This is a genomic window from Devosia sp. P3_B2, assembly GCF_056402875.1.
Window position 1 is genome coordinate 420,835 of sequence record NZ_JBFUGO010000002.1, and the last position, 25,911, is coordinate 446,745.

Annotated in this window: 27 protein-coding genes and 1 tRNA gene; 11 read left to right on the forward strand and 17 right to left on the reverse strand. The window is 65.4% G+C overall.

The genetic code is table 11. From position 1 onward, the window contains the following. Positions 1 to 78: 78 nt before the first annotated feature. Positions 79 to 300, forward strand: a complete 222-nt coding sequence (locus tag AC1DV8_RS04900; protein ID WP_477148931.1) for a hypothetical protein — start codon at positions 79 to 81, stop codon at positions 298 to 300. Positions 301 to 308: 8 nt separating this feature from the next. Here the strand turns inward: AC1DV8_RS04900 and AC1DV8_RS04905 are convergent, their stop codons facing one another. The 5 genes from AC1DV8_RS04905 to AC1DV8_RS04925 all read right to left on the reverse strand — a co-directional run bounded on the left by AC1DV8_RS04905 (position 309) and on the right by AC1DV8_RS04925 (position 4,839). Next, positions 309 to 1,148 carry a glycosyltransferase family 25 protein gene (locus tag AC1DV8_RS04905; protein ID WP_477156682.1) on the reverse strand — a complete coding sequence of 280 codons (840 nt, stop codon included), beginning with the start codon at positions 1,146 to 1,148 and terminating at the stop codon, positions 309 to 311. Between the two features lie 47 nt (positions 1,149 to 1,195). Continuing rightward, positions 1,196 to 2,017: a glycosyltransferase family 25 protein gene (locus AC1DV8_RS04910; protein WP_477156683.1), complete on the reverse strand. Its 822-nt coding sequence runs from the start codon at positions 2,015 to 2,017 to the stop codon at positions 1,196 to 1,198. 55 nt (positions 2,018 to 2,072) lie between these two features. Beyond that, a complete protein-coding gene (locus AC1DV8_RS04915; protein ID WP_477156684.1) occupies positions 2,073 to 2,921 on the reverse strand; it encodes a glycosyltransferase family 25 protein in 849 nt (282 codons plus the stop codon). 105 nt (positions 2,922 to 3,026) lie between these two features. Continuing rightward, the gene (locus AC1DV8_RS04920; protein WP_477156685.1) at positions 3,027 to 4,067 is read right to left on the reverse strand and encodes an LLM class flavin-dependent oxidoreductase; all 1,041 of its coding nucleotides are present in this window, start codon (positions 4,065 to 4,067) and stop codon (positions 3,027 to 3,029) included. A gap of 73 nt (positions 4,068 to 4,140) precedes the next feature. Beyond that, positions 4,141 to 4,839 carry a tellurite resistance TerB family protein gene (locus tag AC1DV8_RS04925; protein WP_477156686.1) on the reverse strand — a complete coding sequence of 233 codons (699 nt, stop codon included), beginning with the start codon at positions 4,837 to 4,839 and terminating at the stop codon, positions 4,141 to 4,143. A gap of 147 nt (positions 4,840 to 4,986) precedes the next feature. Here AC1DV8_RS04925 and AC1DV8_RS04930 point away from each other — a divergent pair, with 147 nt between their 5' ends. Together AC1DV8_RS04930 and AC1DV8_RS04935 are read left to right on the forward strand one after the other, a co-directional pair. After that, positions 4,987 to 5,460 carry an Lrp/AsnC family transcriptional regulator gene (locus AC1DV8_RS04930; RefSeq protein WP_477148937.1) on the forward strand — a complete coding sequence of 158 codons (474 nt, stop codon included), beginning with the start codon at positions 4,987 to 4,989 and terminating at the stop codon, positions 5,458 to 5,460. Between the two features lie 36 nt (positions 5,461 to 5,496). Next, on the forward strand, positions 5,497 to 6,075 hold the full coding sequence (locus AC1DV8_RS04935) for a GyrI-like domain-containing protein (protein WP_477156759.1): 579 nt from the start codon (positions 5,497 to 5,499) through the stop codon (positions 6,073 to 6,075). A gap of 194 nt (positions 6,076 to 6,269) precedes the next feature. Here AC1DV8_RS04935 and AC1DV8_RS04940 read toward each other — a convergent pair whose 3' ends face one another. From AC1DV8_RS04940 to AC1DV8_RS04950, 3 genes are all read right to left on the reverse strand, one after another. Beyond that, positions 6,270 to 6,644, reverse strand: coding sequence for a hypothetical protein (locus tag AC1DV8_RS04940; RefSeq protein WP_477156687.1), 375 nt, complete (start codon positions 6,642 to 6,644; stop codon positions 6,270 to 6,272). A 170-nt stretch (positions 6,645 to 6,814) separates the two neighbouring features. Next, positions 6,815 to 7,369 carry a TIGR00645 family protein gene (locus AC1DV8_RS04945; protein ID WP_477148940.1) on the reverse strand — a complete coding sequence of 185 codons (555 nt, stop codon included), beginning with the start codon at positions 7,367 to 7,369 and terminating at the stop codon, positions 6,815 to 6,817. Between the two features lie 200 nt (positions 7,370 to 7,569). After that, positions 7,570 to 10,152: an OmpA family protein gene (locus AC1DV8_RS04950; protein WP_477156688.1), complete on the reverse strand. Its 2,583-nt coding sequence runs from the start codon at positions 10,150 to 10,152 to the stop codon at positions 7,570 to 7,572. A gap of 280 nt (positions 10,153 to 10,432) precedes the next feature. On the opposite strand from AC1DV8_RS04950, the gene AC1DV8_RS04955 reads away from it, so the two are divergent. After that, on the forward strand, positions 10,433 to 11,257 hold the full coding sequence (locus AC1DV8_RS04955) for a sulfite exporter TauE/SafE family protein (RefSeq protein ID WP_477148942.1): 825 nt from the start codon (positions 10,433 to 10,435) through the stop codon (positions 11,255 to 11,257). Between the two features lie 39 nt (positions 11,258 to 11,296). On the opposite strand, the gene AC1DV8_RS04960 is transcribed toward AC1DV8_RS04955, so the two are convergent. Further along, a complete protein-coding gene (locus tag AC1DV8_RS04960) occupies positions 11,297 to 12,031 on the reverse strand; it encodes an SIMPL domain-containing protein (RefSeq protein WP_477148943.1) in 735 nt (244 codons plus the stop codon). A 227-nt stretch (positions 12,032 to 12,258) separates the two neighbouring features. Here AC1DV8_RS04960 and AC1DV8_RS04965 point away from each other — a divergent pair, with 227 nt between their 5' ends. Genes AC1DV8_RS04965 through AC1DV8_RS04975 form a run of 3 tightly spaced genes read left to right on the forward strand, consistent with a single transcriptional unit; the run spans position 12,259 to position 16,122 of the window. After that, positions 12,259 to 13,413 (forward strand): fumarylacetoacetate hydrolase family protein, encoded by a 1,155-nt coding sequence (locus AC1DV8_RS04965; protein ID WP_477156689.1) that lies wholly within the window; start codon positions 12,259 to 12,261, stop codon positions 13,411 to 13,413. A 14-nt stretch (positions 13,414 to 13,427) separates the two neighbouring features. Next, positions 13,428 to 14,867, forward strand: coding sequence for an aldehyde dehydrogenase family protein (locus AC1DV8_RS04970; RefSeq protein ID WP_477148945.1), 1,440 nt, complete (start codon positions 13,428 to 13,430; stop codon positions 14,865 to 14,867). Positions 14,868 to 14,901: 34 nt separating this feature from the next. Beyond that, complete coding sequence (locus AC1DV8_RS04975; protein ID WP_477156760.1) at positions 14,902 to 16,122, forward strand: MFS transporter; 1,221 nt, start codon at positions 14,902 to 14,904, stop codon at positions 16,120 to 16,122. Positions 16,123 to 16,159: 37 nt separating this feature from the next. On the opposite strand, the gene AC1DV8_RS04980 is transcribed toward AC1DV8_RS04975, so the two are convergent. Further along, positions 16,160 to 16,714: a dihydrofolate reductase family protein gene (locus AC1DV8_RS04980; RefSeq protein ID WP_477148946.1), complete on the reverse strand. Its 555-nt coding sequence runs from the start codon at positions 16,712 to 16,714 to the stop codon at positions 16,160 to 16,162. Between the two features lie 194 nt (positions 16,715 to 16,908). Between AC1DV8_RS04980 and AC1DV8_RS04985 the strand changes: the two genes are divergently transcribed. After that, a tRNA-Ile gene (locus tag AC1DV8_RS04985) sits at positions 16,909 to 16,984 on the forward strand. Between the two features lie 6 nt (positions 16,985 to 16,990). Here AC1DV8_RS04985 and AC1DV8_RS04990 read toward each other — a convergent pair. From AC1DV8_RS04990 to AC1DV8_RS05005, 4 genes are all read right to left on the reverse strand, one after another. Beyond that, positions 16,991 to 18,106 (reverse strand): PQQ-dependent sugar dehydrogenase, encoded by a 1,116-nt coding sequence (locus AC1DV8_RS04990; RefSeq protein WP_477156690.1) that lies wholly within the window; start codon positions 18,104 to 18,106, stop codon positions 16,991 to 16,993. An 87-nt stretch (positions 18,107 to 18,193) separates the two neighbouring features. After that, complete coding sequence (locus tag AC1DV8_RS04995; protein WP_477156691.1) at positions 18,194 to 18,499, reverse strand: hypothetical protein; 306 nt, start codon at positions 18,497 to 18,499, stop codon at positions 18,194 to 18,196. An 86-nt stretch (positions 18,500 to 18,585) separates the two neighbouring features. After that, a complete protein-coding gene (locus tag AC1DV8_RS05000) occupies positions 18,586 to 19,149 on the reverse strand; it encodes a DNA-3-methyladenine glycosylase (RefSeq protein WP_477156692.1) in 564 nt (187 codons plus the stop codon). 39 nt (positions 19,150 to 19,188) lie between these two features. Continuing rightward, positions 19,189 to 19,398, reverse strand: coding sequence for a hypothetical protein (locus tag AC1DV8_RS05005; RefSeq protein ID WP_477148950.1), 210 nt, complete (start codon positions 19,396 to 19,398; stop codon positions 19,189 to 19,191). A 125-nt stretch (positions 19,399 to 19,523) separates the two neighbouring features. Between AC1DV8_RS05005 and AC1DV8_RS05010 the strand changes: the two genes are divergently transcribed. Further along, on the forward strand, positions 19,524 to 20,927 hold the full coding sequence (locus tag AC1DV8_RS05010) for a phosphomannomutase (RefSeq protein ID WP_477156693.1): 1,404 nt from the start codon (positions 19,524 to 19,526) through the stop codon (positions 20,925 to 20,927). Between the two features lie 140 nt (positions 20,928 to 21,067). Beyond that, positions 21,068 to 21,850: an NYN domain-containing protein gene (locus tag AC1DV8_RS05015; protein WP_477156761.1), complete on the forward strand. Its 783-nt coding sequence runs from the start codon at positions 21,068 to 21,070 to the stop codon at positions 21,848 to 21,850. A 3-nt stretch (positions 21,851 to 21,853) separates the two neighbouring features. Here the strand turns inward: AC1DV8_RS05015 and AC1DV8_RS05020 are convergent, their stop codons facing one another. The 3 genes from AC1DV8_RS05020 to AC1DV8_RS05030 form a co-directional block, all read right to left on the reverse strand. Continuing rightward, complete coding sequence (locus AC1DV8_RS05020) at positions 21,854 to 22,471, reverse strand: LysE family translocator (protein ID WP_477156694.1); 618 nt, start codon at positions 22,469 to 22,471, stop codon at positions 21,854 to 21,856. 587 nt (positions 22,472 to 23,058) lie between these two features. After that, positions 23,059 to 23,382 carry a hypothetical protein gene (locus AC1DV8_RS05025; RefSeq protein ID WP_477148953.1) on the reverse strand — a complete coding sequence of 108 codons (324 nt, stop codon included), beginning with the start codon at positions 23,380 to 23,382 and terminating at the stop codon, positions 23,059 to 23,061. Between the two features lie 130 nt (positions 23,383 to 23,512). Then, positions 23,513 to 24,454 (reverse strand): nucleoside hydrolase, encoded by a 942-nt coding sequence (locus AC1DV8_RS05030; RefSeq protein WP_477156695.1) that lies wholly within the window; start codon positions 24,452 to 24,454, stop codon positions 23,513 to 23,515. A gap of 117 nt (positions 24,455 to 24,571) precedes the next feature. On the opposite strand from AC1DV8_RS05030, the gene AC1DV8_RS05035 reads away from it, so the two are divergent. Next, positions 24,572 to 25,828: an AI-2E family transporter gene (locus AC1DV8_RS05035; protein ID WP_477156696.1), complete on the forward strand. Its 1,257-nt coding sequence runs from the start codon at positions 24,572 to 24,574 to the stop codon at positions 25,826 to 25,828. The last annotated feature ends 83 nt before the right edge of the window (positions 25,829 to 25,911 follow it).

Here is a 25,911-nt window from a genome sequence, read left to right on the forward strand (position 1 = left end):
CCGAAGCGTTATCCCCGCGACATCGTCGCGTGCGCAGATTTGCGCAGCCGGCAATGCCGCTTACCAGGAGTTCCAGAAATGGCCAAGAAACCCACCGCCCGGACCGAGTTCGTATTCTTCGACGTGGTCTACGAAGACGGCAGCCAGCGCTCGAACCGCAAGGTAGACGCAAGCCTGCTCGGCGGCCTCGATGGCGACGAAGCGGCGCGCGGCGCCATCATGGAACAGGACCGCCTGATCGCCGAAAAATCCGGCCTGCCCCCCCTGCCGATCAAGACACTGAAGCGCAGCGGGAAGTAAGGCGGCGCTTACGCATCGCCGTCGAAGGGGATGGCTCGGCGCTTCTGCCGGCGAGCTTCGGGGTCGGGCAGGATGTGAGCGGCTAGGCGCAGCGTATAGGACGCCCGGGCGAGAAAATCGCGCCAGCGATAGCCAAGCGTGAGGGGAACGTTGGCCCGATGTCGATCACGATCTGGCTTGAGATCGCTCCTCTCGGCGCTGCCGGGTTTGCCGCCTCGGAAGTGCTCGAGCTGCACGGTCGGCGCGGGGATCACCTGGTACAGGCCCTGTGACGGGATCACCGGACCGCCGCGCGAGAACAGGTAGCGATCCACCGACATCAGCTGTAGCGCAGAATCAGTGAGGCTGCGGCGCACCATCTCTGCGGACAAAACGTAAGCGGCTGCGCCCATGTGAGAAGCAAGCAGCTTGCCCACGGCAAAGCGCCCGGCGACGACACGTACGGTGCGCCCCACCCGTACACTCTCATAAGTTGTCTCAAGCTTCAGGACGTCAGCCCCCAGATTGGCGTTGAACGCCGGGTCGAGGAAGCTCTTGAGGCCCTCGGTCATTACAACGTCGTCCTCGAGGAACAGCGCGTGCGCGTCGCCGGTGTCTACGATCCGCCGCCAGGCCCGCTCGTGGCTCATCACGCAAGCGACCTCGACGCGTGCCATTGCCCAGGGATTGTGGGGGTCACCGTGCGGGGCCATTCGTGCCTCCCCGACCTCGGCCGGCGTCACGGCGTCCACCCGCTCGGCGACTATGCCCAGGCGCTCGAACTGCTCTTCCATGAACTGCCGACGGTCTGGGCGGCTGGCAAGGTTGATGTAGTAGACGGGGATTTGCCCGGCGGGAAAGGTGGTCATTGGATGTCCCTGACACTCGTTGACGGCGGCGGCCGCGCGATCCGTTGCTAGAGCAGCGGCTGGAGATCCTGGGCGACCGGGAGGCGCAGGTGACGCGCTCCCCATAGATCACCGCTCGCGCCGAACGTGGTGAGGATGCGAAGGTGGTGCCCCCAATGCTTGGCCGAGCGCTTCAAGCGAAGGCGGAACGGCATCGGCCCGGTGGGCCGGTGCGGTGGCCGCTGGCCCGTCAGATCGCTTTGAGCGACGCTCCGCTTGCCTTCCGCCGTCTGGTCGAGCTGAATGGCAAGGGCCGGAACGACCTGGAAGATGCGGGCCTCATAGAATAGTCCGCCGGGCCGTCCGAACAGCAGACTATCGACGGACATCGTGTCCAGATCGTCCCGCGCCAGTAGACGTTGCGCTAGCCGGCTGGTGATGACGTAGGCAGCCGTGCCGAGACTGGATGACATCAGTCGGTTCTGCGTCACCCCTGGCACTGCGGTGGCAACCGCACGGCCGACGAGCGCCGCCGTAGCGTGGGTTTCAAGCTGGATGGCGTCTGGAGCATGGTCGAACAGATGAGGATCGCTGAGCACCGTCTTCAGGCCGGCAGACAGCAGCACGTCATCCTCCAGGATGAGGGCTGCTGGAATGTCCCGCTCGACCATCATGCGCCATATCTTTCGGTGGCTGAGGCTGCAGGCGATCTCGCCAGCGTTGAGGGTGACCACCCCTGCACGGCGGCGCTGTTCCAGTTCCGCAGGAAAATCAGCGGGCGTGACGGCTTCGATGCGCGTGGCGGTAATGCCGCAGGAACTCAACTGGTGTTCCACATGCTGCAGCCGATCCGGCCGAGACGCCATGTTGACGAAGAAAGCTGGAAGCATCTCGTACCTTTCCATTGCTATGGGCGGTCAGGTTCCGCCAACGGCGACAAATCAATCAGCGGCGAACGGGCGCCGGCGAACTGCTGGTGCCGTCGCCTACGAACGGAACCTTGATACGACCGCCAAACGCGGCGCCCGGATCGCGAAGTGCCAACCGCAGCAGTCGCGCCGCGTGGTCAAAGTGCACCAGCAAGCGGGCGGCCATGTCTTGCGGGTACCATCGCCTGACGGACGCTGCCCTCGTCAAGTGGATGTCGCTCGCCCCAACATCTGCAGCCGGATCGATGCGGTTCAGCTGGATGCAGGGGCTCGGCCATGCCTGAAGGATGCGGCTGCGCAGCAGATGGGGACCGCCCCGACCAAACAGAAGCCGATCGACGCTGAGTTCGCGGAGCAAAGGGGTGTTGAGCGACGTCAGCACCGCATCGCGGCTGATCAGGTAAGCAGCTGCGCCCATTTGTGAGGAGCAGAGCTCGCGCAGGGTCGTGTTCCCAACCTGCGTGCTCGCGGATCCGAGCTGCACGTTCTTTCGGAACGTTTCCAGCTTGATGATGTCGGCCCCGAGTTGTCCAAGCAGTCCCAGCGGAAGGAAGTCGAGGATCGGCGGGGTCAGGACGGCGTCGTCCTCAAAGATCACCGCCTCGCTGTGGCCGGCTTCAATTATGTGGGTCCATGCTCGTTCATGACTGAGGCCACATGCAAGATCGCCGGGGTTGCTCCTCCACAGGCACCTGGGGCTCGCATGAAAGGCCAGCAGATCAGCGGGGACCTCGTCTCTCCGAACGGCCTCGATGCGCTCGGCCTTGATGCCCAGCCGATCGAACTGCTCCTCCATGAACGCCCGGCGGTCCGGGCGAGAGGCCAGGTTGATGTAAAATACCGGGGTTTGCGGCGAGGTCAGCATCGGCGTGACATGCCTCAAGGTGCCAACGCGTGTCCACACATTCCGCACGACTGCGGCAGCGCTATTTGCCTGCCTCAGCGTTCCAGGGCCTGCAGGCGAGTGAGGTCACTGCTCCAACGCCTTGTTCACCGCCGGCTTCACCACCGTGCCGAACAGCTCGATCGCCTTCATCACCTTGGCATGGGGCAGGGTGCCGACGCTCAGTTGGAGGCCGAAGCGGTCGTGCTGGAACCACTCGTGCTGCATCAGGATCTTGTCGATGACCTGCTGCGGGGAGCCCATGAAGTAAGCGCCCGATGGGCTGGCGCCGGCCTCGAACTGGGCGCGGGTGGTCGGGGGCCAGCCGCGTTCGCGGCCGATACGGCTCATGGCCTCGTGGTGAGCGGGGAAAGCCGTGTCGAGGGCATCCTGCGAGTTTTCGGCGATGAAGCCGTGCGAGGAGATGCCGATCGGGAGCTTCTTGACGTCGTGACCAACCTTTTCGGCGGTGCGGCGGTAGAGTTCGGTGAACTGGCGGAACGCCTCTGGGTTGCCGCCAATGATGGCGAGCATCAGCGGCAGGCCGTAATACGCGGCGCGGGCGACCGAGTTGGGAGTGCCGCCGACGGCCACCCAGAGCGGCAGGGGCTCCTGGATCGGCTTGGGATAGATGGCGATGCCGGGGATCGGCTTGGTGTGCTCCGAGCCCTCCCACTGCACCTTGCCGCCCTCGCGGATTTTGATCAGCTCGGCGAGCTTCTCTTCGAACAGCGTGTCGTAGTCGTCGAGCTCGTAGCCGAAGAGCGGGAAGCTCTCGATGAACGAACCCCGGCCGGCCATGATCTCGGCGCGGCCGTTGGACAGAAGGTCCAAGGTGGCGAATTGCTGCCAGACGCGGATCGGATCGTCGGAGCTGAGCACCGTGACGGCGGTTGAGAGCCGGATGCGCTTGGTGATGGCCGCTGCCGCCGCGAGGATGGTGACCGGAGCCGAGGCAACGAAGTCTGGGCGGTGGTGCTCGCCGAGGCCGTAGAAATCGAGGCCAACTTCGTCGGCGAGCTTGATCTCCTCGAGCAGGTCCTTGAGGCGATCGGCCGGTGATTGCAGATGGCCGCCGTTCAAGGGGTCCGGCGTGTTCTCGGCGAAGGAGTAGAGTCCGATTTCCATGGCGCGATCCTCAGGATGAGCGCCCTAGATGGCCGTGCGCGCTCGCGGGCGCAAGAACGCACAGCCTTGTAACTCAGACGCTGCTGCTGGGCACGTAGGAGGCGGAACTCGCAGCCGCTGGGGCAGCGGGCGGCGTGTGGCCGGCCTGGCGATGGATTTCGGCAACCAGCCCGGGCGGGAGCTTCAGCTTGAAGGCCAGAGCTTCAAGGTAGGTTCGCTCGCTGGCGGTGTCAGGCTGCATGGCGACGAGTGAGGCCGCGTAGATCTCGGAGGCATGCTCGGGGGTGTCGGCGCGGGCAACCACGGCTTCGATATCGAGCGGGCTCGCCAGTTCGTCGAAGACGAAGGCCTTTTCCTCCGCTGACAGCGGCATGGTTTCGAGCCGCTTGAAGATGCGCTCTTTCTCGTCGGAATCGATCTGGCCGTCGGCCTTGGCGGCGGCGATCATGGCGCGCACCAGGGTCTTGCCCAATTCCTCGTTCTGGTAGGCGGCCTGCGGCGGCGGCACGAACGCGTCCTGCGAGGGGGCAGGGGCGCCATCGGCGGGGGCGCCGGCCTGCTGCTGGTTCTTCTGGTATTGCTGCCAGGCGGTATATGCGAGACCGCCCACGGCCGCGACGGCGCCAAGCTTGGCGGCGTTGCCGACCAACTTACCGAGCCCGCCGCCCGACAACAGCATGCCGGCCGCGAGCCCAGCAGCGCCCGTCATCGCCGAGCGCTGCGTGTTGGGATCTGTCTGCAGGGCCTTGATGATACCGTCGATGTTGAACATGGCTCTCTCCCGGCTTTTTCTGGTTCCCCATGCAGTTAGGTACCGCCTTCCGGCTGCGCAAGGATGACAAGTTCACGCAGGGCGGAAGGTTGCCTTTCTCGCCTCGGTGGTTAGGTTGTGCCGGGCTACGAGGGAGGTCTGGAGGCGATGGCGACTGGTCTCGACGAAATCGATCACAAGCTGCTGGGCCTGCTGCAGGACGATGACCGGGTGCCGGTCGCCGAACTGGGCAAGACGCTGGGCGTCGCACCCTCGACGCTGAACGACCGCATCAGGCGGCTGATCAAGCTGGGGGTGATCAGCGGCTTTCACGCGCGCGTCGACCCCGAGAAGGTGGGGCTCGATCTCCTCGCCTTTGTGTTTGTCGGCTGGAGCGATCCGGCGACGGAGAAGCGCTTCCTTGCGGCGATCGCCAAGGTGCCGGAGGTGCAGGAGGCGCACCACGTCACCGGGTCGTGGAACTACCTGATGAAGGTGCGGCTGAAGACGACCCGCGACCTCGAGGGTTTCTTCGCCCAGGTGCTGAAGGAAGTGCCGGGCGTGCAGCGGACCGAGACGCTGATCGTATTGTCGTCGCCAAAGGAAACGAACCGGGTCGAGGCACCGCAGACACCGGTGTGACATGGAAAACTCGACCTGAAGAAGCAGCACAAGGCGCTGTATAGCGCGCGCCAGGGCAAGTTCGAGATCATCGACGTGCCGCCGCTGCAATATGTCCAGCTCGACGGCGAGGGCGATCCGAACACTGCGGAGGCATACCAAACGGGCGTCGCATGGCTCTTCTCGGTGAGCTACGCGATGAAGTTCGCCGCCAAGGCGGAACTGGCCAGGGATTATGTGGTCGGGCCGCTGGAGGCGCTGTGGTGGGCCGACGACATGTCCACCTTCATCACGCGCACCAAGGCCGATTGGCGCTGGACGATCATGATCCTGCCGCCGGATTTCGTTGCTGCGCCGCAGTTCGACAAAGCGGTCGAGAAGGCCGGCAAGAAGCTTGGCTCGCCGCCGCCGGGCCTGCGGCTCGACAGCTATCATGAGGGCCTCTCGGTGCAGACCCTGCACATCGGCAGCTACGATGACGAAGGGCCCACCCTCGCGCGGCTGCACCAAGAGTTCCTGCCGGCGAACCGGCTGAAGGAAACCGGCCACCATCACGAGATCTACCTGTCCGATCCGCGCCGGGTGCCGCCAGAGAAGCTCAAGACCATCCTCAGACAGCCGGTCAAGCGGATCTGACCGGCGCGTTCTGCCCGCTCGAGGCCAAGAAGATCGGCGCCACGCAGTTCGGCTGGCGTGCCAGGAACTTCGAGACCGACCGCGACATGCGGGTGCTCTACAACAATGAAATAACCCCGGCAGGGGGGCTGCCGGGGTTTAAGGCAGCTTCGGGGGAGGACCGAAGCTGAATGACGTCTATTGAGTCTTCGTAGTTATTGGGCCGCGGGAGCGGCCGGTGCCTCAGTCGCCGGAGCCGGTGCCTCAGTCGCCGGGGCGGTTTCAGCCGGCGCGGCCGGAGCTGGTTCGGTGGCCGGAGCCATCGGAGTGGTTTCGGTACCTGTGGCCGGAGCCTCGGTCATCGGAGCGGGCGCCGGAGTGGCGGGCGCTTCAACCGCTGGCGTATTGTTCACGGTCGTCGATGTCGTCGACGGGCCGCTATTGGCCGAGAAGACCAGGTAGCCGATGGCGAGCAACGCCAGCGCTACGATGATGCCCACGAACCAGCCAGTGGCGCTGGATTCACGAGTGTACGTCGTGCGAGTGGTGTCGTCGCTCGAATAAACGGTATCGCGTTCGGGTGCAGCCATGATCAAGCTCCTTTGTTTGAGTACCGTATAGGCCCAAGAACGCAGGAGCCGCGGGAAATGTTCCCGCAAACCTTGGCAATTGCCGAAATGAATCAGCCAGGGCCCCCAAACGGCTGGGAGATATGGCGATTTCAGCGCACGAGGAATGAAGAAAGGCTGTCGTCGGCCGGTCAGGTTTCAGACGATTTTGCAGCGTTTTCGTCGAATGCGCGGCTCGCCTTGCCAATGGTCTTGGTCTGCGCCGAGACCCGATCAATGAAGGCGAGGAACAGCGCCGAGGCGACGAAGGCCAGGTGGATGAGGGTGAACCACATCAACTGCTCGGTGGCGTAGCTGGAGACGTTGAGGAACACCTGCAGCAGGTGGATCGACGAAATGGCGACGATGGTCGAAGCCACCTTGATCTTGAGCGAACCGGCGTCGATCTCGCCCAGCCAGTGCACGGCTCCGTCGTCGTCGAAGCGCGAGACGTAGTTCTCGTAGCCCGAGATGATCACCATGACGACGAGGCTGGCGACCAGGGCGGCGTCGATCAAGCCGAGCATCTTCAGGATCGCATCGGACTCCTCGATGGTGAAGACGTGGCTGACGAAGTCGAACAGCTTCACCCCGAAGGTCGCGGCATAGACCGCCAGCGCCACCGCCAGCCCGAGATAGAACAGCACCAGCAGCCAGCGCGAGGCGAGGATCACCGCTTCGATGATGAGTTCGAGACGCTTGGGCATGGTGGGCTCCGTCAGGTGGGCAGGTGAGGGATAGCGGATTCTGAGGGTGAGGCAAGGGGTTGGGGTGACGCAGTGGGGGGTGGTTGGGGGCGCCGTGGGTGGGGGCATTCTTCCCGCGCCGGCCTCTCGATAGAGGTAGCACCCAAACCAAACAGGCCGGGGATTGCTCCCCGGCCCGTCGATCGGTTCAGGCGGTTGCCTCAGTTCTTGTCGGCAACCGTGATCAGCGAGGTGATGCGCTTGATCGAGACGCGACGGTTCAGCTTTTCAGCCTTCTCCGTCTTCACTTTCAGGTAGCGCTCGCCATAGCCCTGGGTGACCAGGTTCTCGGGCGGCACGTCGTAGAAGTCCGTCAGGATGCGGGCGACGGTGGACGCACGCTGGTCCGAAAGGATCAGGTTGGCCTGGTCGCCGCCCACGGCGTCAGTGTGGCCTTCGATCAGGAAGGTCTCGCCCGGGTTGTCCTCGAGCAGCGCCAGCATGGCGTTGGCCACCTTGCTGAGCGCCCCGACCTGGCTGCGGGCGATGGTCGCCGCACCCGAGTCGAAGGTCAGGCCGCCGACTTCGACGCGACGCACCGAGTCACGGATACGAGCCGAACGCTTCACGTCCTCGACGGTGTAGATCTTGCGGACCTGCTCCACCGGCGGCTCGCGGAAGAAGAGTTCGACCTCTTCCTCATCGGCATCGTCGGCATCGAGAATGTAGTCGCGGATCGGGATCGTCAGGCGCAGCGGGGGCAGGTCGTCGCCCGGGTCACGCCAGTTGGTGAAGTAGTCCTCATCCTCGTCGTAATCGTCCTCGTCATAGTAGGCGAGGATGTACTCGCGGCCGTCAGGCATGATGCGCGAACGCTTCAGCACGTTGCCCCACTTGTCGCGGATGGTGACGATCTGCACGCCGTTCGGGCGCTCGATGGTCTCCTTCACGCGGCCGCCGGGCAGGCGCTGATAGTAGACCTCGTCCTCATCGCTGTCGCGGATGCGGTCGAAATCCTGGGCCGGGTTCGAAATCACCAGATTGACGCCGATCTGGAAGATGAAGCCCGAGTTGGTGAAGTTGTTGCCGGGCTTGCCGCCGCCGCCGGTGTTATTGTTGATCACCGTATTGTTGTTGGTGACGTTCGTCGTGTTGTTCGTGATGTTGGTGGTGTTCGTCACGTTGGTGATGTTGTTGATGATGGTGACGTTCTGCGGCACCTCCATCTGCGGCAAAGCGTCGACGGCGATCTTCTCGCCTTCCATCTTGGCCAGCGACTGCACCTCGATCGGCGCAATGTCGGACTGAGCGGCCTTGTCGTCGGTCGGCGGCGGAGCGGCGGGCTCTTCCGGAGCTGCCGGCTGTTCGGCCGGGGCCTGGCCATCGACCACTTGGGTGGCGAAGTCCTTGGCGCTGTCGAGCACCGGGGCCGCTTCTTCAGGGGCAACGGTCTCGGGCAGCACTTCGACGGCCTGCGGGGTCACGGCTTCCTGCGAGCCGGGCAGTTCGGCGATCGGCGGGGTCGCCGGCTCGGCCGGGGCCGCCACTTCGGGCACCGGAGGCAAGGTGATGCCGTACTGCGTCAGGCACTGGGCAACGTCGGTGACGCCCAGGGCAGCGCAGATGTCGGCGAACTGCTTGTTGGCAGCCTCGATGGTCGACTGGCCGGATGCGTCGCCGGCTTCGAGCTGGCCGATACCGACATTGTAGAGTTCGACGGCGGTACCAAGCTGGTCCTGTGCCGCGGCAACCGGGTCGACTGCGTTGGCGTCGGCCGGCTGATCGGTCGGACCGGCTTCGGCGGGCTGCTCGGCGGCTGGCTGTTCTGCCGCAGGCTGCTCAGCGGGTTGCTCCGCCGGCGGCTCGGCAGCAGGCTGCTCAGCCGGCTGTTCTGCAGCGGGTTGCTCGGCAGGCTGCTCGGCGGCAGGTTCGGCAGGTTGCTCGGCCGCGGGTGCTTCGGCGGGCTGCTCGGCCGGGGGCTCGGGCAGCGGCGGCAGGTCCTGGCCGATGCAGGACTTGATGTCCGCATAGCCGTTGGCGGTGCAGAGTTCCTGGATCTTGGCCGCAGCGGCGTCGGCAGCGGGCTTGGCGCCTGCGTAGTCGCCGGCGGCGGCCTGGTTCAGGGCTGCCTGATACTGGTCCAGCGCGGCCTGCAGGTCGGCGACGAACTGCGCCTGTGCATCCTCTGCAGCCTTCGCGTCTTCAGCAGCCTTGGCATCTTCAGCAGCCTTGGCATCTTCAGCGGCTTTGGCATCAGCCTCGGCTTGAGCCGCTGCGGCGGCTGCTTCTTCGGCGGCCTTCGCCTCTTCAGCGGCCTTTGCGTCAGCCGCGGCCTGAGCCTCTGCTGCGGCCGCGTCTTCGGCAGCCTTGGCTTCCTCGGCGGCTTTGGCGTCAGCCTCGGCCTGAGCCGCTGCTGCGGCCGCTTCTTCAGCGGCCTTGGCTTCCTCGGCGGCCTTTGCGTCAGCTTCGGCCTGGGCCGCTGCCGCCGCTGCTTCTTCAGCAGCCTTGGCTTCCTCAGCGGCCTTCGCCTCTTCAGCGGCCTGAGCGTCGGCATCGGACGGCGCCTGGGCGGCCGGCTGGCCGCCGCCGGTGATCGCGGCGATGCATTCTTCGACGCTGGAATAGCCGTTCACAATGCAGGTGTCCGTAAGAGCCTGCTGTGCGGTGCTGATCGCGTCAGCATCACCGGACGCCTGCGCGTCGAGCAGCGCCTGGTACTCGGCCTGCTGCGCATATGCGGCGCTCGGCACCAATGCGAGAACGGCGAGACTGGTGCCGGTTAGGAGCCAGTTTCGAAAGCGCATGGGTTTTATCCTTGTTTTGGAGTCAGTTGTACGAGAAGTGACGCAGTCCTGCTGAACCGAACCTGAACGTCCGGTGGACCTTCTGCAGTGATGAATTGCCCCATCGGTGACCGAACGCTGCAAGCCACGTGCGGTTCCGTACGCGCGACAGGACCGGGCAATCGTGGCACCAGTTGGGCCGCCGTTGCGCTTGATGCAATGGACGGATTCGGCCGGGACGGCCTAGGGTGATCAGCCCAATTCGTGCGATCCGGTGGGGGTTCATCAATTGGAGTGAGACGTGGGCGACCTTCTGAGCTACTGGCCATTCGTGCTTGGCCTGCTGGCCACCGGCGTGATTTCCGGCGTCGCCGCGGGCCTGCTGGGAATCGGCGGCGGCGCCATCATCGTGCCGGCGCTGGCCTCGGCCCTGGCGCTGCTCGGCTACGATAGCGACGTGGTGCAGCACGTGGCGGTGGGCACTTCGCTTGCCATCATTATCCCCACCGGCATCGCCAGCGCCCGGGCGCATGACAAGCGCGGCGCGGTCGATCATCGCATCCTCAAACTCTGGGCTCCGGTGGTTGTGGTCGCGACCTTCGTCGGCGGGCTGATGGCGGGAATCTACACCGGCGACGTGCTGCGCATCGTGTTCGGCGTAGTGGCGTTGTTCATCGCCGCCAATATCGTGCTGCCGTTCCAGGAGCGGCTCATGGGGCACCTCCGCGATTCGGCGCTGACCCACCGCATCTCGGCGGCCGTGGTCGGCTACATCTCGGCGCTGATGGGAGTAGGGGGCGGCTCGCTGAGCGTACCGACGATCCACGCCTTCGGCGCGTCGATGCACAAGGCGGTGGGCACCGGCGCGGCGATTGGCGTGTTCATCGCGCTCTCGGGAACGCTGGGCTTCATCATTTCGGGCTGGAGCGTCGAGGGACGCCCGCCGCTGAGCCTTGGCTATATCAACCTCGTCGCGCTGGTGCTGATCGGCGTCACCGCTGCACTCTGCGCCCCGCTAGGCGCGGCGCTGGCCCATAAGCTGCAGCAGCGCACGCTGAAGATTGCCTTCGCGGTGTTCCTGACGCTCGTCGGGCTGAACATGATCTGGAAGGCGATTGCGGGGTAGGTGGATGGGCGCACCGGGCGCACCCATCCGAAGCGCTGCTTAGTTCGCGAAGTCCCACGTCACCTGGACGTTGATCGAGTAGCTGAGTTCGCCGCCCTCGATCGGCACGGAGGCGCCGGCTGAATCAGCAACAGCCTTCATCATGTAGGGCTGCGGCGGCTGGCTCATGCCCTGGCTCTCGTTGATGTTGCGGATGCTGCCGAGCTCTTCGCCGGCGGCCCCGGCATAGAGCTCTGCCTTGGCCTTGGCGTCGGCGAAGGCGGCCTTGCGGGCCTCGTCATAGAGCTTGGAGGGATCTGCGACCGAGAAGGTGACGCCGTTGATGGTGTTGGCGCCGACGGTCACGGCCTTGTCGAGCACCGAGCCGAGCTTGGCCAGTTCGCGGACGCGGACGTTGACGTTGTTGAACACCTGGTAGCCGTTGATCTTAGGGGGCAACTGGTAGCCGTTGGCGTCGCGGGCGTCGGAGTAGACGTAGTTCGGGTTCACCGAAAAGCCCGAGGTCTGGATGTCGCGCGCCTCGATGCCGGCGGCTTTCAGCGTCTCGATCAGTTCGCCCATCGCCTTGGTGTTGGCGTCGAGCGCCTCGCGGGCAGTGGCGCCCTGGCTGGTGACGCCGGAGTTGACGAAGGCTGTGTCAGGGGAAGCGGTGACTTCGCCGATGCCGCCGATCGAAATGGTGCCGCTCACGGATGTCTCCTGGGCCAGCGCCGGGGCGGCGCTCAGTGCGGTTGCGAAGAGCAGGGGAATGAACAAGGCAGTAAACGGACGCATGCGTCTCTCCTATGTGGCCTTTGACGGGGAAAAATGTCCCAGCCAACCCGGGTGTTAGTGCGGCGTTCCTGAATGGACTTTGAACGCCGCTTCCGAGAGATAAGACGCCGCGGCGCGAACGATCCTTGGGTGCCGGTCGACGAAAGTTTGAGCTACGTGCCTCGCCCGTCGCTGGACAGGGTTTGGGGCGGCGGGTTAGGTAGCCCGGCAAAAACCGGGGGACTGCCGTGGCCAATCCGATCGTACCAAGCGAAGGCGTGCTGCTCGGACGCGCGAGACTCCCGGGATACGAGCACCCGCGGCTGATCACGGTGCGTGGCCAGGATATCGTCGATATCACGTCGAAGACCGCGCCGACCTCCCGTGACGTCGCAGAGCGCGACGATCCGGCGGCCTATGTCGCGGCGGCCAAGGGACCGGTGGTCGGCAACCTCCACCAGATTCTCGCCAATTCGTGGTCGGGCAAGACCGACCTCAAGGCGCCCTCGCTGCTGTCCCCGATCGACCTGCAGGCGGTGAAGGCCGCCGGCGTGACGTTCGTGGTGTCGCTGCTCGAGCGCGTCATCGAGGAGCAGGCGCGCGGCGACAAGGCCAAGGCCGACGAGCTGCGCAAGGATATCCTGGGCCTCGTGGGCACCGATCTCAGCCAGCTCGAGCCGGGTTCGCCCGCTGCGATGGAGGTCAAGAAGACACTGATCGCGCGCGGCGTGTGGAGCCAGTATCTCGAAGTCGGCATCGGGCCGGACGCCGAGATCTTCACCAAGTGCCAGCCGATGGCCTCGGTGGGTTTTGGCGCCGACGTCGGCATCCTGCCGATCTCGGAGTGGAACAACCCCGAGCCGGAACTCGTGATGGTCGTTGCGTCCACCGGCAAGATCGTCGGCGCGACGCTCGGCAACGACGTGAACCTGCGCGACGTGGAGGGCCGTTCGGCACTGCTGCTCGGCAAGGCCAAGGACAACAATGCTTCCGCGTCGCTCGGGCCGTTCATCCGGCTGTTCGACGGCAAGTTCACCATCGAGACGGTGAAGCAGGCCGATATCGCGCTGAGCGTCACTGGCGATGATGGGTTCGAGCTCACCGGTGTCTCCAACCTCAGCCAGATCTCGCGCTCGCCGGAGTCGCTGGTTGCGGCCTCGATCGGGCGGCATCACCAGTATCCCGATGGCTTCGTGCTCTACACCGGCACGATGTTCGCGCCGGTGAAGGATCGCGGCGGCGCCGGCAAGGGCTTCACCCACAAGCTCGGCGACGTCGTTTCGATCTCGACACCGTCGCTCGGCACCCTATCTAACACCGTGCGCCTCGCCACCGAGGCCGCGCCCTGGACCTATGGCACGAGCCACCTGCTGCGCGATCTCGCCAAGGCCGACCTCCTCTAAGTAAGGAACTTCCCATGACCGAACTGCACCAGAATCTCATCAACGGCGAATGGGTCGGCGGCGACGGGGTAGACAACATCAACCCCTCCAACACCAACGAAGTCGTTGGTGTCTATGCCCGCGCCACGGTGGACGACACGCTGGCCGCCATCGCAGCAGCCAAGGCGGCGTTCCCGGCCTGGTCGCGTTCCGGCATCATGGACCGCTGGGCGGTGCTGTCGAAGACCGCACACGAGATTTTCGCCCGCAAGGCCGAACTCGGTGAGCTCTTGAGCCGCGAAGAGGGCAAGACCCTCGCCGAAGGCATCGGTGAGGTTACCCGCGCCGGGCAGATCTTCGAGTTCTTCGCCGGCGAAGTGCTGCGCCTCACCGGTGAGAGCGTGCCGTCGGTGCGTCCGGGCGTCGGCGTCGAGATGACGCGCGAGCCGATGGGCGTCGTCGGCATCATCACGCCGTGGAACTTCCCGATCGCCATCCCAGCCTGGAAGATCGCCCCGGCGCTGGCATACGGCAACACGGTGGTGTTCAAGCCGGCCGACCTGGTGCCGGGCTGCTCGTGGGCGATCGTCGAGATGCTCAACCGCAACGGGCTGCCCAAGGGCGTGCTCAACCTGGTGATGGGCAAGGGCTCGGTGGTCGGCCAGACCATGCTCGACAGCAGGGACATCGTGGCGCAGACCTTCACCGGCTCGGTCGGCACCGGCCGCCGCGTGGCGGAAGCCAGCGTCAAGGTGATGCGCAAGTTCCAGCTCGAAATGGGCGGCAAGAACCCGACCATCGTGCTCGATGACGCTGACCTCGCCGTTGCCGTCGAAACGACCGCCCAGAGCGCGTTCTACTCGACCGGCCAGCGCTGCACGGCTTCGTCGCGCCTGATCGTCACCGAGGGCATCCACGACAAGTTCGTCGCGGCGCTCACCGAGCGCATCCGCAACCTCAAGGTCGGCGATGCGATCGCCAAGGACACGCAGATCGGGCCGGTGGTCGATCCGGGTCAGCTCAAGCAGGACACCGACTATATCGAGATCGGCAAGAACGAAGGCGCCAAGCTCGCCGTCGGCGGCGAGTTGGTGAAGGGTGACAACCCGGGCTACTTCCTGCAGCCGGCGTTGTTCACCGAGGCGACCAACCAGATGCGCATCTCCCGCGAAGAGATCTTCGGGCCGGTGGCCGCGGTGATCCGCGTCAAGGACTACGAGGAAGCGCTGGCCACTGCCAATGACACCGAGTTCGGTCTCTCCGCGGGCATCGTCACCACCTCGCTCAAGTATGCGACGCACTTCAAGCGCAACGCCGAAGCCGGCATGGTGATGGTGAACGTCCCCACCGCCGGTGTCGACTTCCACGTGCCGTTCGGCGGCCGCAAGGGCTCGAGCTACGGCCCCAAGGAGCAGGGCAAGTACGCCGCCGAGTTCTTCACCCAGGTGAAGACGGCCTACACGGCGGCTGGCTAATCGCAAGGGACACGGGGCGGCAGTGACCACTGAGATCGCCGCCCCCGTCACCCCGCTGAAGCTCTCGCAGCATCCGGCGTTCCTCAGGTTCCTCTCCTCACGCGTCCTCTCGTCGATGGCGTTCCAGGGGACCGCCATTGCCATCGGCTGGCTGGTCTATGATCGGACGCACAACGCGTTCGATCTCGGCTTGATCGGGCTGTTCCAGTTCCTGCCGATGCTGGTGCTGACCTTTGTGGTGGGGCATGTCGCCGATCAGTTCGACCGGCGGCGGATCGGCCTCGTTTGCCAGGTCGTCGAGGCGGCGGTCGTCGGGTTCATCGCGCTGGGCGTCTGGCAGGGCTGGCTGAGCACGCCGGGGATTTTCGTCGCCGTGGCCGCGCTGGGCGCGGCGCAGGCGTTCGAGCGGCCGACCATGGCGGCGTTGCTGCCCGGGCTGGTGCCGGCGACCATGCTGCAGCAGGCGATCGCGATTTCGACCTCCTTCATGCAGACGGCGCTGATCATTGGTCCGGCGCTCGGCGGCTTGCTCTACGGCGTGCACCCGGTGGCGCCGTTTCTCGTCGCGGCGGCGATGTTCCTCGTGGCAAGCATCAATGTGGTTAGCATCCCCAGGAGCGATCGGGTTCCGATACGCTCCAAGCCGACGCTGAGTTCGGTGTTTGCCGGCATCGCTTTCATCCGCAGCAAGCCGGTGATGCTGGGCACCATCTCGCTCGATCTGTTCGCGGTGCTGCTGGGCGGCGCCACGGCGCTGCTGCCGATGTTCGCGCAGGACATCCTGCATGCCGGTCCATGGGCACTGGGGGTTCTCAGGGCGGCCCCGGCCGCTGGCGCCGTGGCAATGTCACTGGTCCTGGCGCGCTGGCCGTTGCGGCGCGGGGTCGGCAACAAGATGCTGCTGGCGGTGGGCATATTCGGCGTGGCGACGCTGGTGTTCGCGCTGTCGACCAACATCCTGCTCTCGATCGCGGCAATGCTGGTGCTCGGGGCGGCCGATACTGTGAGCGTGGTGATCCGTTCGTCGCTGGTGCAGTTGCTGACGCCCGATGAGATGCGCGGCCGGGTGAATGCGGTGAACTCGCTGTTTATCGGCACCTCGAACCAACTCGGCGAGTTCGAATCCGGCATGGTCGCGGGCCTGATTGGGCCGGTCGCCGCCTGCGTGTTCGGCGGCCTCGGCACCATTGCCATCGTGCTGCTCTGGGCCAGGCTGTTCCCCGGCCTCAGGAAAGTCGACACGCTGGCGGGCTGAGGATGGGCCCGCACTGACACGGCGCGGGCCCGGTCGGTCAGGCGGGGCGGAGCCCGTAGGTGGACACCACGTTGCCCTTGCTGGTGGTGGTGGATTTCTTGAGTTCGAGCCGAGTCACGGGGTCGTTTGCCTCGAACATGCGCTTGCCGGCCCCGGCGACCACCGGATGGGTGATGAGCGTCAGTTCCTCGAGCAGCCCCGCAAAGAACAGCTGGCGGGCCAGCGAGATGCCGCCCATCACGGCGATCTCGCCGCCATCCCTGGCCTTGAGTTGTTTTGCGAACTCGATGAGGTCGCCCTCGATCAGGGTCGAGTTCTGCCAGGTCAGCTGGTCCTGCTTCAGCGTGCGCGAGGCGACGAGCTTGGGCGTGCTGTTGATGAAGTCCGCGAAGTCCCCATCGGCGCTGGCGGTCGGCCAATAGCCGGCCCACTCCTGGTACCCGACCCGGCCGAGCAGGACAGTATCGACTTTGGGCATGATCTCGCCGAGCAGGGCGCCCAGCTCATCGTCGAAGGCATCGAACTGCCAGAGGTTGGGCGACTCGACGACGCCGTCGACCGAGTGAAAGAAGCCTGCCGTGATCTTGCGCATGTTGTTTCTCCTGGTTTCCAGCCCGCCAATGGGCCGTTCACCAACACGACGAACGGCTTCCAACGCGATCGACACAAGCGTGCAGAAAAATCGTGACGAGAGGGAGAATGGTGGGCGAAGGCAGCGCTTTGCCCCCAACCCGCTTTGCTTCGATGCCGCCGCTTGCTAAGGAGGCGGCGCTCCGTTCGGGGCAGGGGCCCATAGCTCAATGGTTAGAGCCGACCGCTCATAACGGTCTGGTTCCAGGTTCGAGTCCTGGTGGGCCCACCAACTTCCTTATTCCGCCCGCACCACCTCGAACAGGTTGCCCTCGATCGTCGTGATGTAGAGCTCGCCTTCGCCGTCTACGCCGAACGAGGTAATGGAGCCGATGCCGCCGAGTTGCTCGGTCCAGTCGGTGATGTCGCCGGCCCGGCCGTTGGTGTAGGCGAAGGAGTGCACGCGGCTGTCGCAGAAGTCGGCGAAGAAATACTGGCCGGTAATCTCGGGGATCGCCTTGCCGCGGTAGACGTAGCCGCCGGTGATCGAGCAGCCGCCGGTATCGTGGGAGTAGCTGTAGGTTGGCGGCATGAGGCCCGTTTGGTCGCAGCTCTTGGCGCCGTAGCAGGCGGAGCCTTCCATGATCTTCCAGCCTAGATTGGCGCCGGCGTCATCGACGCTGATGACGGTCACCTCCTCGTAGGCGTTCTGCCCGACATCGGCGATGTAGAAATTGTCGCCATCGAAGGCCGGGCGCCAGGGGTTGCGGAGGCCCAGCGCGAAGATCTCCGGCCGCCCGCCACCCTTGGCGAAGGGGTTGCCAGCGGGGATCCCGTATGGCGCGGCGCCATTGACGTCGATGCGCAGGATCTTGCCGAGCAGTTCGTCGGGGTTCTGCGCCCGGTTCTGCGGATCGCCGCGAGAGCCGCCGTCGCCCATGCCGAGGTAGAGATAGCCATCCGGGCCGAAACCGAGCCAGCCGCCATTGTGGTTGGCATAGGGCTGGTCGATGCGGAGCAGTTCGGTGGCCGAAGCTGAGTCGGCCACGGCAGGATCGGCGGAGACCTGGTAGGCCACGATTCGGGTGTCGCCGCTGGTGTCGGTGTAGTTCAAGAAGAAGCGGCCGTTCCTGTTGTAGTCGGGGTGGAAGGCGAGGCCGAGCAAGCCCTGCTCACCGCCGCTGCTGACGCTGCCGCTGAGATCGAGGAACGGCGCTTCTGCCAATTGCCCGTCGATGAGGATGCGAATGCGGCCGGTCTGCTCGACCACGAAGAGCCGCGGATCGCCCGGCGGCGCGATGGCATAGAGCGGCTGATCCAGCGCATCGGTGACGAGCCGGGTGGTCAGCGTCACCGGTTGAGCGAAGGCCGGGGCGACGGCGAGGGAGAGCAGGGCGGCAAGCAGCAGGCGCATGTGGTTCCTCCGTGGCAACAGGCCGCTATCACCCACGCTTGTTGGATGATCTCCAGTCGATCGGCGGTCAAAGGCGCGCGCGCCGGCTCAGGCGCTGGTGGTGCTGGTGCTGTCCTTGAGAGCGGCGAGTTCGGTTTCGGCGCGCAGCGCGCGGTCGCGCCAGTCCTCGATGGTGAGGCCTTCGAGGCGGGCTGGCTCGGCCGCGGTGGCGGTTTCGATCTCGGGCAGGGGGGCGCCGGTCAGCTTGGCGTGCAGGGCCTCGATATAGGCCGCGTCGTCGGCATGGAGAGTGCCCGCGGCGAACTCCGCCTGCCAGCGGTTCAGGTCGGCGGTGGTTTCCTCGTTCATGCTGCCGGTTGCCAGCAATTCCTTGATCAGCGCATCGACCGCCACGGGCATCTCCTGTTCAGTTCGGGCGCAACCTATCCAAAGCCACCGCAAAGGGAAACCCGCCGCGACAACCGGTCACCTCGAGGCTTTCAGCTGCGGAACGCCTTGCTGAGGAAGGCCGAGCCGGCGATGCCGAACCGCCAGGGGAGGTCGGCGGCCTTGGTGATGCCGATGCGCGGGCCGATCACCACCGGGCGGAGCGAATCGGCGGGACGGAAGCGGAACGGCGGGGCATCGACCCTGAGGCCGTCGTGGGCCTTGGTGATGCCCAGCGCCTCGGCGAGCTTGCCGGGGCCGGAGCAGAGGTCGCGGGCGTTAGCGAGGCCGCGGCGTTCAGCCATTTTCTCAATGCCGGCAATTGGTTCGATGGCGCGGACGAGGATCGCGGAGGCGTCGGCGCAGACGAAGTTGAGGCACCAGTGGATGCCGTAGGAGCGGTAGACGTAGACGTGGCCGGGGCCGAGGAACATCGAGGAATTGCGCTCGGTCTGGCCGCGATGGGCGTGCGAGGCGGGCTCGGTCGGGTGATAGGCCTCGGTTTCGGCGATGATGCCGCCGACGCCATCGACGTAGAACTCGGCGCCGAGCAGGTCACGGGCGACGAGGGTGACTTCGCGGCTGAAGAACCGGGTGGGATCGAAGGCGGCGGACATCGGTCGAGACTGGGGAAAATCCCCAGCGAATGCAAGCCGCTAGACTTTCTTGGTGGTGCCGTTTTGCAGGCGGGAGGCGGCGATGCGGAGGGTGAGGTTGATCGATTCGCCGACACTGGAGGTGCCGCCGGAGATCAGCGCCGAGTTGTTGTTGGCGGTGCTGGCGAGATCGGACTGCGCCTGGGCCCGGCGCTTCAGACGTGCCGCCTCGGCCTCGGCAAACAGCGAGGCGCGCGGGAGCCAGTTCAAGGAGCGCTTCTGGATCTGCATTGCTGACCAACCTGCACCGCGTTGCTGAACGAAACATTAACGACATCTGAACGCTTGCCCAAGCCGATAAGGCCGCTACAAAGCTTGCACATCGGGAGTGCGGCATGGCGGATACACTGAAATTCGGGACCAGCGGCCTGCGCGGGCTGGCGACGGAACTCACTGGCGGCGCGGCGCGGCGCTACACGGCGGCGTTCATCGCCCATCTTGGCACGGTTCCGGGTGGACGGGTGTATCTGGGGCGCGATCTTCGTGCCTCGAGCCCGGCGATCGCTGCCGATTGTGCCGCAGCGATCCGCGCGGCGGGCCTAGTGCCGGTGGATTGCGGCGTGCTGCCGACGCCGGCACTGGCGCTGCATGCGATGGCGCTGGGCGGGCCGGCGATCATGGTAACGGGTAGCCACATCCCGGCCGACCGGAACGGGCTGAAATTCTACGCGGCATCGGGCGAAATCACCAAAGCGGACGAGCAGGGCATCGCCGCGGCGTTGAGCGATGCAGTGCCGACGGGCACGGGAACGGCCGAGGATGGGAGCGTGGCGGCAGCCGATCGCTACCGCCAGCGCTATCGCGGACTGCTCGACGCGGGCGCACTGCGGAACTGGCGCATCGGCGTGTTTGAGCATTCGTCGGTGGCGCGCGACATGCTGGTGTCGTTCCTGACGCGGGCAGGGGCCGATGTGGTGCGACTGGGGCGTTCGGACAGCTTCGTCGCGGTCGACACCGAGGCGTTCTCCGATCCGCTGTTCGAGCCCCGGTTCGACTGGATCGAGCAGCACAAGCTCCATGCGATCGTTTCGACCGATGGGGATGGCGACAGGCCGCTGGTGGTCGATGGCGAGGGCAATTTCGTGCGCGGCGACGTGCTGGGCATGCTGGCGGCGCGGTTCCTGGGTGCCGACCGGGTGGTGACACCGGTGACCTCGAACTCGGCGATCGAAGGCGTCGGTTGGTTCGGCAAGGTGGAGCGCACCAAGGTCGGCTCGCCCTACGTGATTTCGGGCATGGAGAGCGCGGCGGCCGGCTCGCCTGGCGCCGTGGTCGGGTTCGAGGCCAATGGCGGGCTGCTGCTGGGCAGTGAGGTGAGCATCAATGGCCGAACGCTGAGCCGGTTGCCGACGCGCGACGCGGTGTTGCCGATGCTGGCGGTATTGGGGACGGCGGCGAAGCTGGGCGAGAGCCTCGCCGGGCTAGTCCGCACGCTACCAGTTCGGGCCGCACTCAGCGACCGGCTGGCGCATGTCGCCAACGAGCGGAGCGCCGCGCTGCTGAAGGGCCTCACCGAGCAGGCCGGCTACGCCAAGGAGTTCTTCGCCCCTGTCGGCGAGGTGGAAAGCGTCTCGACCATCGATGGCCCACGCTTCGCGCTGAGCTCCGGCGACACAGTGCACTACCGCGCCTCGGGCAACGCGCCGGAGCTCAGGTGCTATGTCGAGGGCGTTACACCGGAGCGCGCCAAGGAATTACTGGCCTGGGGACTGGCGGCCGCGAGCGCGGTGGTGCGGTAATACTCAGTCTATTAATCAACTTTGGAGATCTGCTGACAAAGTAGTCCCCACAGTGTGACCGCACACCATATTGACCTCAAGGGCTCGCTAGTGCCGAAGCGAGCCCCGATTTGACGATTCTGTTGTTGATGGGGGTGAGTATGGCGAACGGTAAGCAGGCGCGACTTGCGGTCCTGATCGATGCTGACAATGCGTCGGCCAAGATCATTGACGGGTTGTTCGAGGAAATCGCGAAGCTAGGGTCCGCGACTGTGCGTCGTGTCTACGGTGATTTCACAAGTCAGAGTCTCGGCGGCTGGGTCGACGTGCTGACGCGGCACGCCATCGCGCCGCAGCAGCAGTTCGCCAACACAAAGGGCAAGAATGCGTCGGACATCACGCTGGTGATTGACGCGATGGACCTCTTGCACTCGGGCCGCTTGGACGGCTTCTGCCTCGTATCATCGGACAGCGACTTCACTCGCCTCGCGGGCCGGCTACGCGAGGAGGGCGTTGAGGTCTATGGCTTCGGTGAACAGAAGACCCCGCCCAGTTTTCGGCAGGCCTGTACGCGCTTCATCTACACGGAGAACCTCGGCACCGCACAGAAGGGGGAAACGGAGGCGGCGCCAGCACAACTCGTCGGGTTGGCCGAGGCCAGGAGCCTCATCGTTCGAGCAGTTCGCGAGGTAGAGGGTGAGGGCGGTTGGGTCAATCTGGGCGCCCTCGGTAGCCATCTGGTCAAACTGGAAAGCGACTTCGATCCTCGCAACTACGGGGAGAAGAAATTAAGCGATCTGGTGCGGAAGTTCTTTGGATTTGAGGTCCGAGACCGTGATGGGCAACTCGCCGTTCGCCTCACAACGCCCCCACCGACGTCCAAGGCAAGTGCGCCAAAACCTCAGGCCAAGAAGGCGCAGAAACCCACGAAGTCGAAGGGCTGAGCCTTACTCCCGCACCACCACGAACGCTGCCGCGCTTGCCATGATCACGCCCGCCGTGCGGTTCAGGAACCGGAGCGCCTTGGCGCTCCTGAAGAAATCCCGTGCCGCTGCGGCGAGGCCGGCGTAGGCGCAACCGATCAGCAGCAGCACCACGATGACGATGCCGGTGAGTTCGGCGAAGCCGAGAGGGGTGATCGGCTTGTCGAGCGGGATGACGGTCGGGAGCAGGGCCAGGTAGAAGACGATGGTCTTGGGGTTGCCCATGGTGAGGGCGAAGCCGGAGAGGAAGGTCTTCCAGCGGCTTTTTTCGTGCTTGGCGCCGATCTGCTCGGAGCCGGGTTTGGCGCTCCAGAACTGCCAGGCGACATAGAGCAGGTAGAGCGCGCCGGCCCATTTCACCACGGCGAACACCGGGCCGAACCAGGTGGCGATGGCGGCGAGGCCGAACAGCGCGAAGACCAGGTAAACCAGATCGCCGGCGAGGATGCCGAGCACCATCGGGAAGGCCGACCGGAAGCCGCCGCCGAGGGCCCGCGCCACCACGGCCGCCACGCCGGGACCCGGAACGATCACCGCGATGGCGTAGGCGATGGTGAAGGCGACGAGGGTGACGATGTCCATGGCGCGAACTCCGGAGTGGCGGATGGGTGTAGCGCCGTCGCAGTTTGGCGGCAAGCCGACCGGTTGGCCCAGTTCGAGCGGCGACAATTGTCGGAAAACTTGCCGCGGATTGCGATGGCGGTTTTAGCGGACGCCACATCCTGGCGGCGCTAGCGTCGCTCAACAGCCGCCGATCCCTTGCGGATTCGCGGCACGAAACGGCACCTCACAGCGGGCTTCGGCCCGTTTGCCGCGCAACGATCGATGCCTGGACCAGGCATCGATGGGCTCGACATGAGGAGGCCGACCATGCCGCAAGGCAGCCCTTTCCTTCCATTGCGCAGCCCGCGCGATCCGCGGCAGCCGGCGACGTCGTTGCGGCGGCCGAGCCCTTACTCGACGCGCTTGCCACCCGGATCAGGGCCGGTCGGTCCATCTCCACGCGCGGGGTTCGACGGCGTGTGGAAGCCCGATCGTCTCGAACACACAAGATGAGGCCATACGGGCGCCGCGCTGACCTGGCGCCCCGGCCAAGAGCTCCTCCCTCGCACACGCCACGTCTCTAAGAGGGAACTTGCCCCGGCTTCCGTAACGGAGCCGGGGATCTTTTATGCTCGGGGCGAATGGCGGCGGCGGTGGCAGAGGGCGAGGAGAATGAGCAGAGTGATGCCCGGCGCGAGGGCCGCGACGAGAGGTTGCCACTGGTCGGGCACCGTTGCGGCGGCGAGGGTCCAGGGCAGGCCAAGGACGACGAGAAAGACGCCGGGCAGTGGCGCGGCGACGCCGAGCCAGCTGATCAGGCTGAGCGCCTTCCAGATGAGCGCGATGGCGTAAAGGAGGCCGAAGGCGGCAACGACGAGGCGGCAGGCCCAGCCCATCTCGATGACGAAATGGCGGATCCCATCGTCAACGGGCGCGGCATCGGGTGCCACGGCCGGACGCTCCGGGGCGTGGCTGCGCTTGCGTCTCAGAACGGGGTACTTTGCCTGTCGCGCGCTACTGCCCATCGCTTGCCACCGCCACAACGGCGACAAGGATGCCCCCGGCGTCATAACGGCAGGTTTACGGCAGGCGGCTCAGGCGCTCCGTCAACAGCTCGTAGAAGCCGGCGGCGTCGCCCGAGCGCAGGTAGGTGACGTTCTTCACCCGGCCGGTGACGCCCCAGTAGTCGGCGACGGTCATGCCCACCGTGAGCTCGCTCGAGGTCTCGATCACCACGTTGATGTGGCGGCCTTCGAACAGATCGGGCTTCAGCATATAGGCGATGACGCAGGGGTCATGCAGCGGCGCGCCGTTCGAGCCGTATTTGGTGAGATCGAAGCGCTCCGAGAAGCTGAGCATCTGGTAGACCGCCTCGCCGGCCTTGTTGCCCAGCGCGCGGATCTTGGCGAGCCGGTCGGGCGTCGACAGGATCATATGGGTCACGTCGAGCGGCAGCATGGCGATCGGCACACCCGAGCGCAGTACGATATCGGCGGCGTCCGGATCCACATAGATGTTGAACTCGGCGACGGGGGTGATGTTGCCGCCCTCGAAATAGCCGCCGCCCATCATGACGATTTCCTGGATGCGGCCGATGATGCGCGGCTCCTTGACCATCGCCATGGCGACATTGGTCAGCGGCCCGAGGGTGGCGAGCGTCACCGTGCCCGGCTCGTGCGCCAGCAGCGTCTCGATGATGAAGTCGACGCCGTGCTGGTCCTCGATCTGGAGCTTCGGAAGCGGCAGGTCCGGGCCATCGAGGCCCGTCTCGCCGTGTACGTGCTCGGCGGTCACCAGCGTGCGGCGCATCGGACGCTCGCAGCCGGCATAGACGGCGATGTCCTTGCGCCCCGAGAGCTCGACGACCTTCAGCGCGTTGCGGGCGTTCTGCGCCAGGCTGACGTTACCGGCGACGGCAACGATGCCGAGGATGTCGAAATCGGCGGGCGAGGCGAGCGCCATGAGGATCGCCACGGCGTCGTCCTGACCCGGGTCGGTGTCGATAATGATCTTGCGTGCCATTGGCTTAGCGCGAGCCCCTGAGAAAATGATTCCGCCGGCATGATAGTGGGCGTTCATCATTGCGTCGATGTGAGGAACTGGCCGGGACCTTGCGAGTTAAGTGCGACGGAGGAACATATGCCTAACAAAGTGCGCCGCGGTCCGTCGCCCCGCCTGCTCAGGGAAATCTCGAACACCCATTTCGAACGCATCCTGTCCAACAGCTCGCAACTGGCCCTCGTATTCATGGGCCTCTTGGCGATGCTCATCGCCCTGAAGCTGGGCGAAGTAGTGCTCGCGCCGGTGTTTCTCGCCGTCACCGTGGGGCTGATGTTCGGTCCCATCGCCGACATGATGGACAAGCGCGGCATCGCGGACAGTGTTTCGGCGGGCGTGGTGGTGCTGTTGTTCCTCGCGCTTATCGGGCTCAGTGCACTGCTGTTTGCCGCGCCGCTGAGCGATCTCATCGAGCGCATCCCGGTGATCTGGGAGGCGTTCCGCCAGGAACTGGCCAACTGGAAGGAACCGCTCGGGGCGGTGGGCACGCTGCAGGAGCAGGTGAAGGAAGTGTTCGGCTCCGACCCCTCGACCGTCACCGTCACCGTCGAGGATGACAGCGCGGTGCAGAACGTGGCGTTCACGGCGCCGGCCCTCCTGGCGCAGATCCTGATCTTCCTCGCGAGCCTCTATTTCTTCATGGCAACGCGCGACCAGATACGCATTTTCGTCCTGTCACTGTGCGCGACGCGCCGCATGCGGTGGCGCACAGCACATGTGTTCCGCGATGTCGAGGAGCAGGTGTCGCGGTTCCTCCTCACCGTGAGTGCCATCAATATCGGCATGGGCGTCGGGGTGGCGATCCTGATGGCGCTGATCGGCATGCCGACCCCGATCCTCTGGGGGGCGCTGGCGGCGGTGCTGAACTTCATTCCGTTCGTCGGACAGGCCGTGATGGTCGCCATCCTGTTCGCGGTGGGGCTGGGCACGCTGAACGGGCTGGAAGGCGCGCTGCTGCCGGTCGGGCTTTATCTGTTGCTCAACTTCGTCGAAGGCAATTTCGTCACGCCGCATCTGCTGGGCCGGACGATGCTGATCAACCCGTTCCTGATCCTCATCGCCATCACCTATTGGCTGTGGTCGTGGGGACCGGTCGGCGGCTTCATCGCCGTCCCGTCGCTGCTGGTGATCTCCTCGATGGCGAGGCATATCCTGCCGATGCGGATGCCCGCGCCACTGGCGATGCGACGGAAGGCGGAGCAGAAGGCCGCGCAGGATGCGGCGGAGTCCCAAGCCGCGACAGCAGCTGCGGTGCCGGCAACGGTCACGACGGTTCCAGCAGCCCCGGTCAAACCCAAGCCGGCGCCACGCAAGACCAAGGCCGCGGGGGCAGCCTAGGCGGTGCATCGCACCTGCCCGCATAGGTAGCCTTGACGCTCCAGCCCCAAGGCCTCACGGTTCGTTCTTTCCGATTTGCGAGA

Bases quoted from the DNA above. Each gene is read 5' to 3' on its own strand.
- AC1DV8_RS04900 (WP_477148931.1), top strand. From the start codon at position 79: ATGGCCAAGAAACCCACCGCCCGGACCGAGTTCGTATTCTTCGACGTG.
- AC1DV8_RS04905 (WP_477156682.1), bottom strand. From the start codon at position 1,148: ATGACCACCTTTCCCGCCGGGCAAATCCCCGTCTACTACATCAACCTT.
- AC1DV8_RS04910 (WP_477156683.1), bottom strand. From the start codon at position 2,017: ATGCTTCCAGCTTTCTTCGTCAACATGGCGTCTCGGCCGGATCGGCTG.
- AC1DV8_RS04915 (WP_477156684.1), bottom strand. From the start codon at position 2,921: ATGCTGACCTCGCCGCAAACCCCGGTATTTTACATCAACCTGGCCTCT.
- AC1DV8_RS04920 (WP_477156685.1), bottom strand. From the start codon at position 4,067: ATGGAAATCGGACTCTACTCCTTCGCCGAGAACACGCCGGACCCCTTG.
- AC1DV8_RS04925 (WP_477156686.1), bottom strand. From the start codon at position 4,839: ATGTTCAACATCGACGGTATCATCAAGGCCCTGCAGACAGATCCCAAC.
- AC1DV8_RS04930 (WP_477148937.1), top strand. From the start codon at position 4,987: ATGGCGACTGGTCTCGACGAAATCGATCACAAGCTGCTGGGCCTGCTG.
- AC1DV8_RS04940 (WP_477156687.1), bottom strand. From the start codon at position 6,644: ATGGCTGCACCCGAACGCGATACCGTTTATTCGAGCGACGACACCACT.
- AC1DV8_RS04945 (WP_477148940.1), bottom strand. From the start codon at position 7,369: ATGCCCAAGCGTCTCGAACTCATCATCGAAGCGGTGATCCTCGCCTCG.
- AC1DV8_RS04950 (WP_477156688.1), bottom strand. From the start codon at position 10,152: ATGCGCTTTCGAAACTGGCTCCTAACCGGCACCAGTCTCGCCGTTCTC.
- AC1DV8_RS04960 (WP_477148943.1), bottom strand. From the start codon at position 12,031: ATGCGTCCGTTTACTGCCTTGTTCATTCCCCTGCTCTTCGCAACCGCA.
- AC1DV8_RS04970 (WP_477148945.1), top strand. From the start codon at position 13,428: ATGACCGAACTGCACCAGAATCTCATCAACGGCGAATGGGTCGGCGGC.
- AC1DV8_RS04980 (WP_477148946.1), bottom strand. From the start codon at position 16,714: ATGCGCAAGATCACGGCAGGCTTCTTTCACTCGGTCGACGGCGTCGTC.
- AC1DV8_RS04990 (WP_477156690.1), bottom strand. From the start codon at position 18,106: ATGCGCCTGCTGCTTGCCGCCCTGCTCTCCCTCGCCGTCGCCCCGGCC.
- AC1DV8_RS05000 (WP_477156692.1), bottom strand. From the start codon at position 19,149: ATGTCCGCCGCCTTCGATCCCACCCGGTTCTTCAGCCGCGAAGTCACC.
- AC1DV8_RS05010 (WP_477156693.1), top strand. From the start codon at position 19,524: ATGGCGGATACACTGAAATTCGGGACCAGCGGCCTGCGCGGGCTGGCG.
- AC1DV8_RS05015 (WP_477156761.1), top strand. From the start codon at position 21,068: ATGGCGAACGGTAAGCAGGCGCGACTTGCGGTCCTGATCGATGCTGAC.
- AC1DV8_RS05020 (WP_477156694.1), bottom strand. From the start codon at position 22,471: ATGGACATCGTCACCCTCGTCGCCTTCACCATCGCCTACGCCATCGCG.
- AC1DV8_RS05030 (WP_477156695.1), bottom strand. From the start codon at position 24,454: ATGGCACGCAAGATCATTATCGACACCGACCCGGGTCAGGACGACGCC.
- AC1DV8_RS05035 (WP_477156696.1), top strand. From the start codon at position 24,572: ATGCCTAACAAAGTGCGCCGCGGTCCGTCGCCCCGCCTGCTCAGGGAA.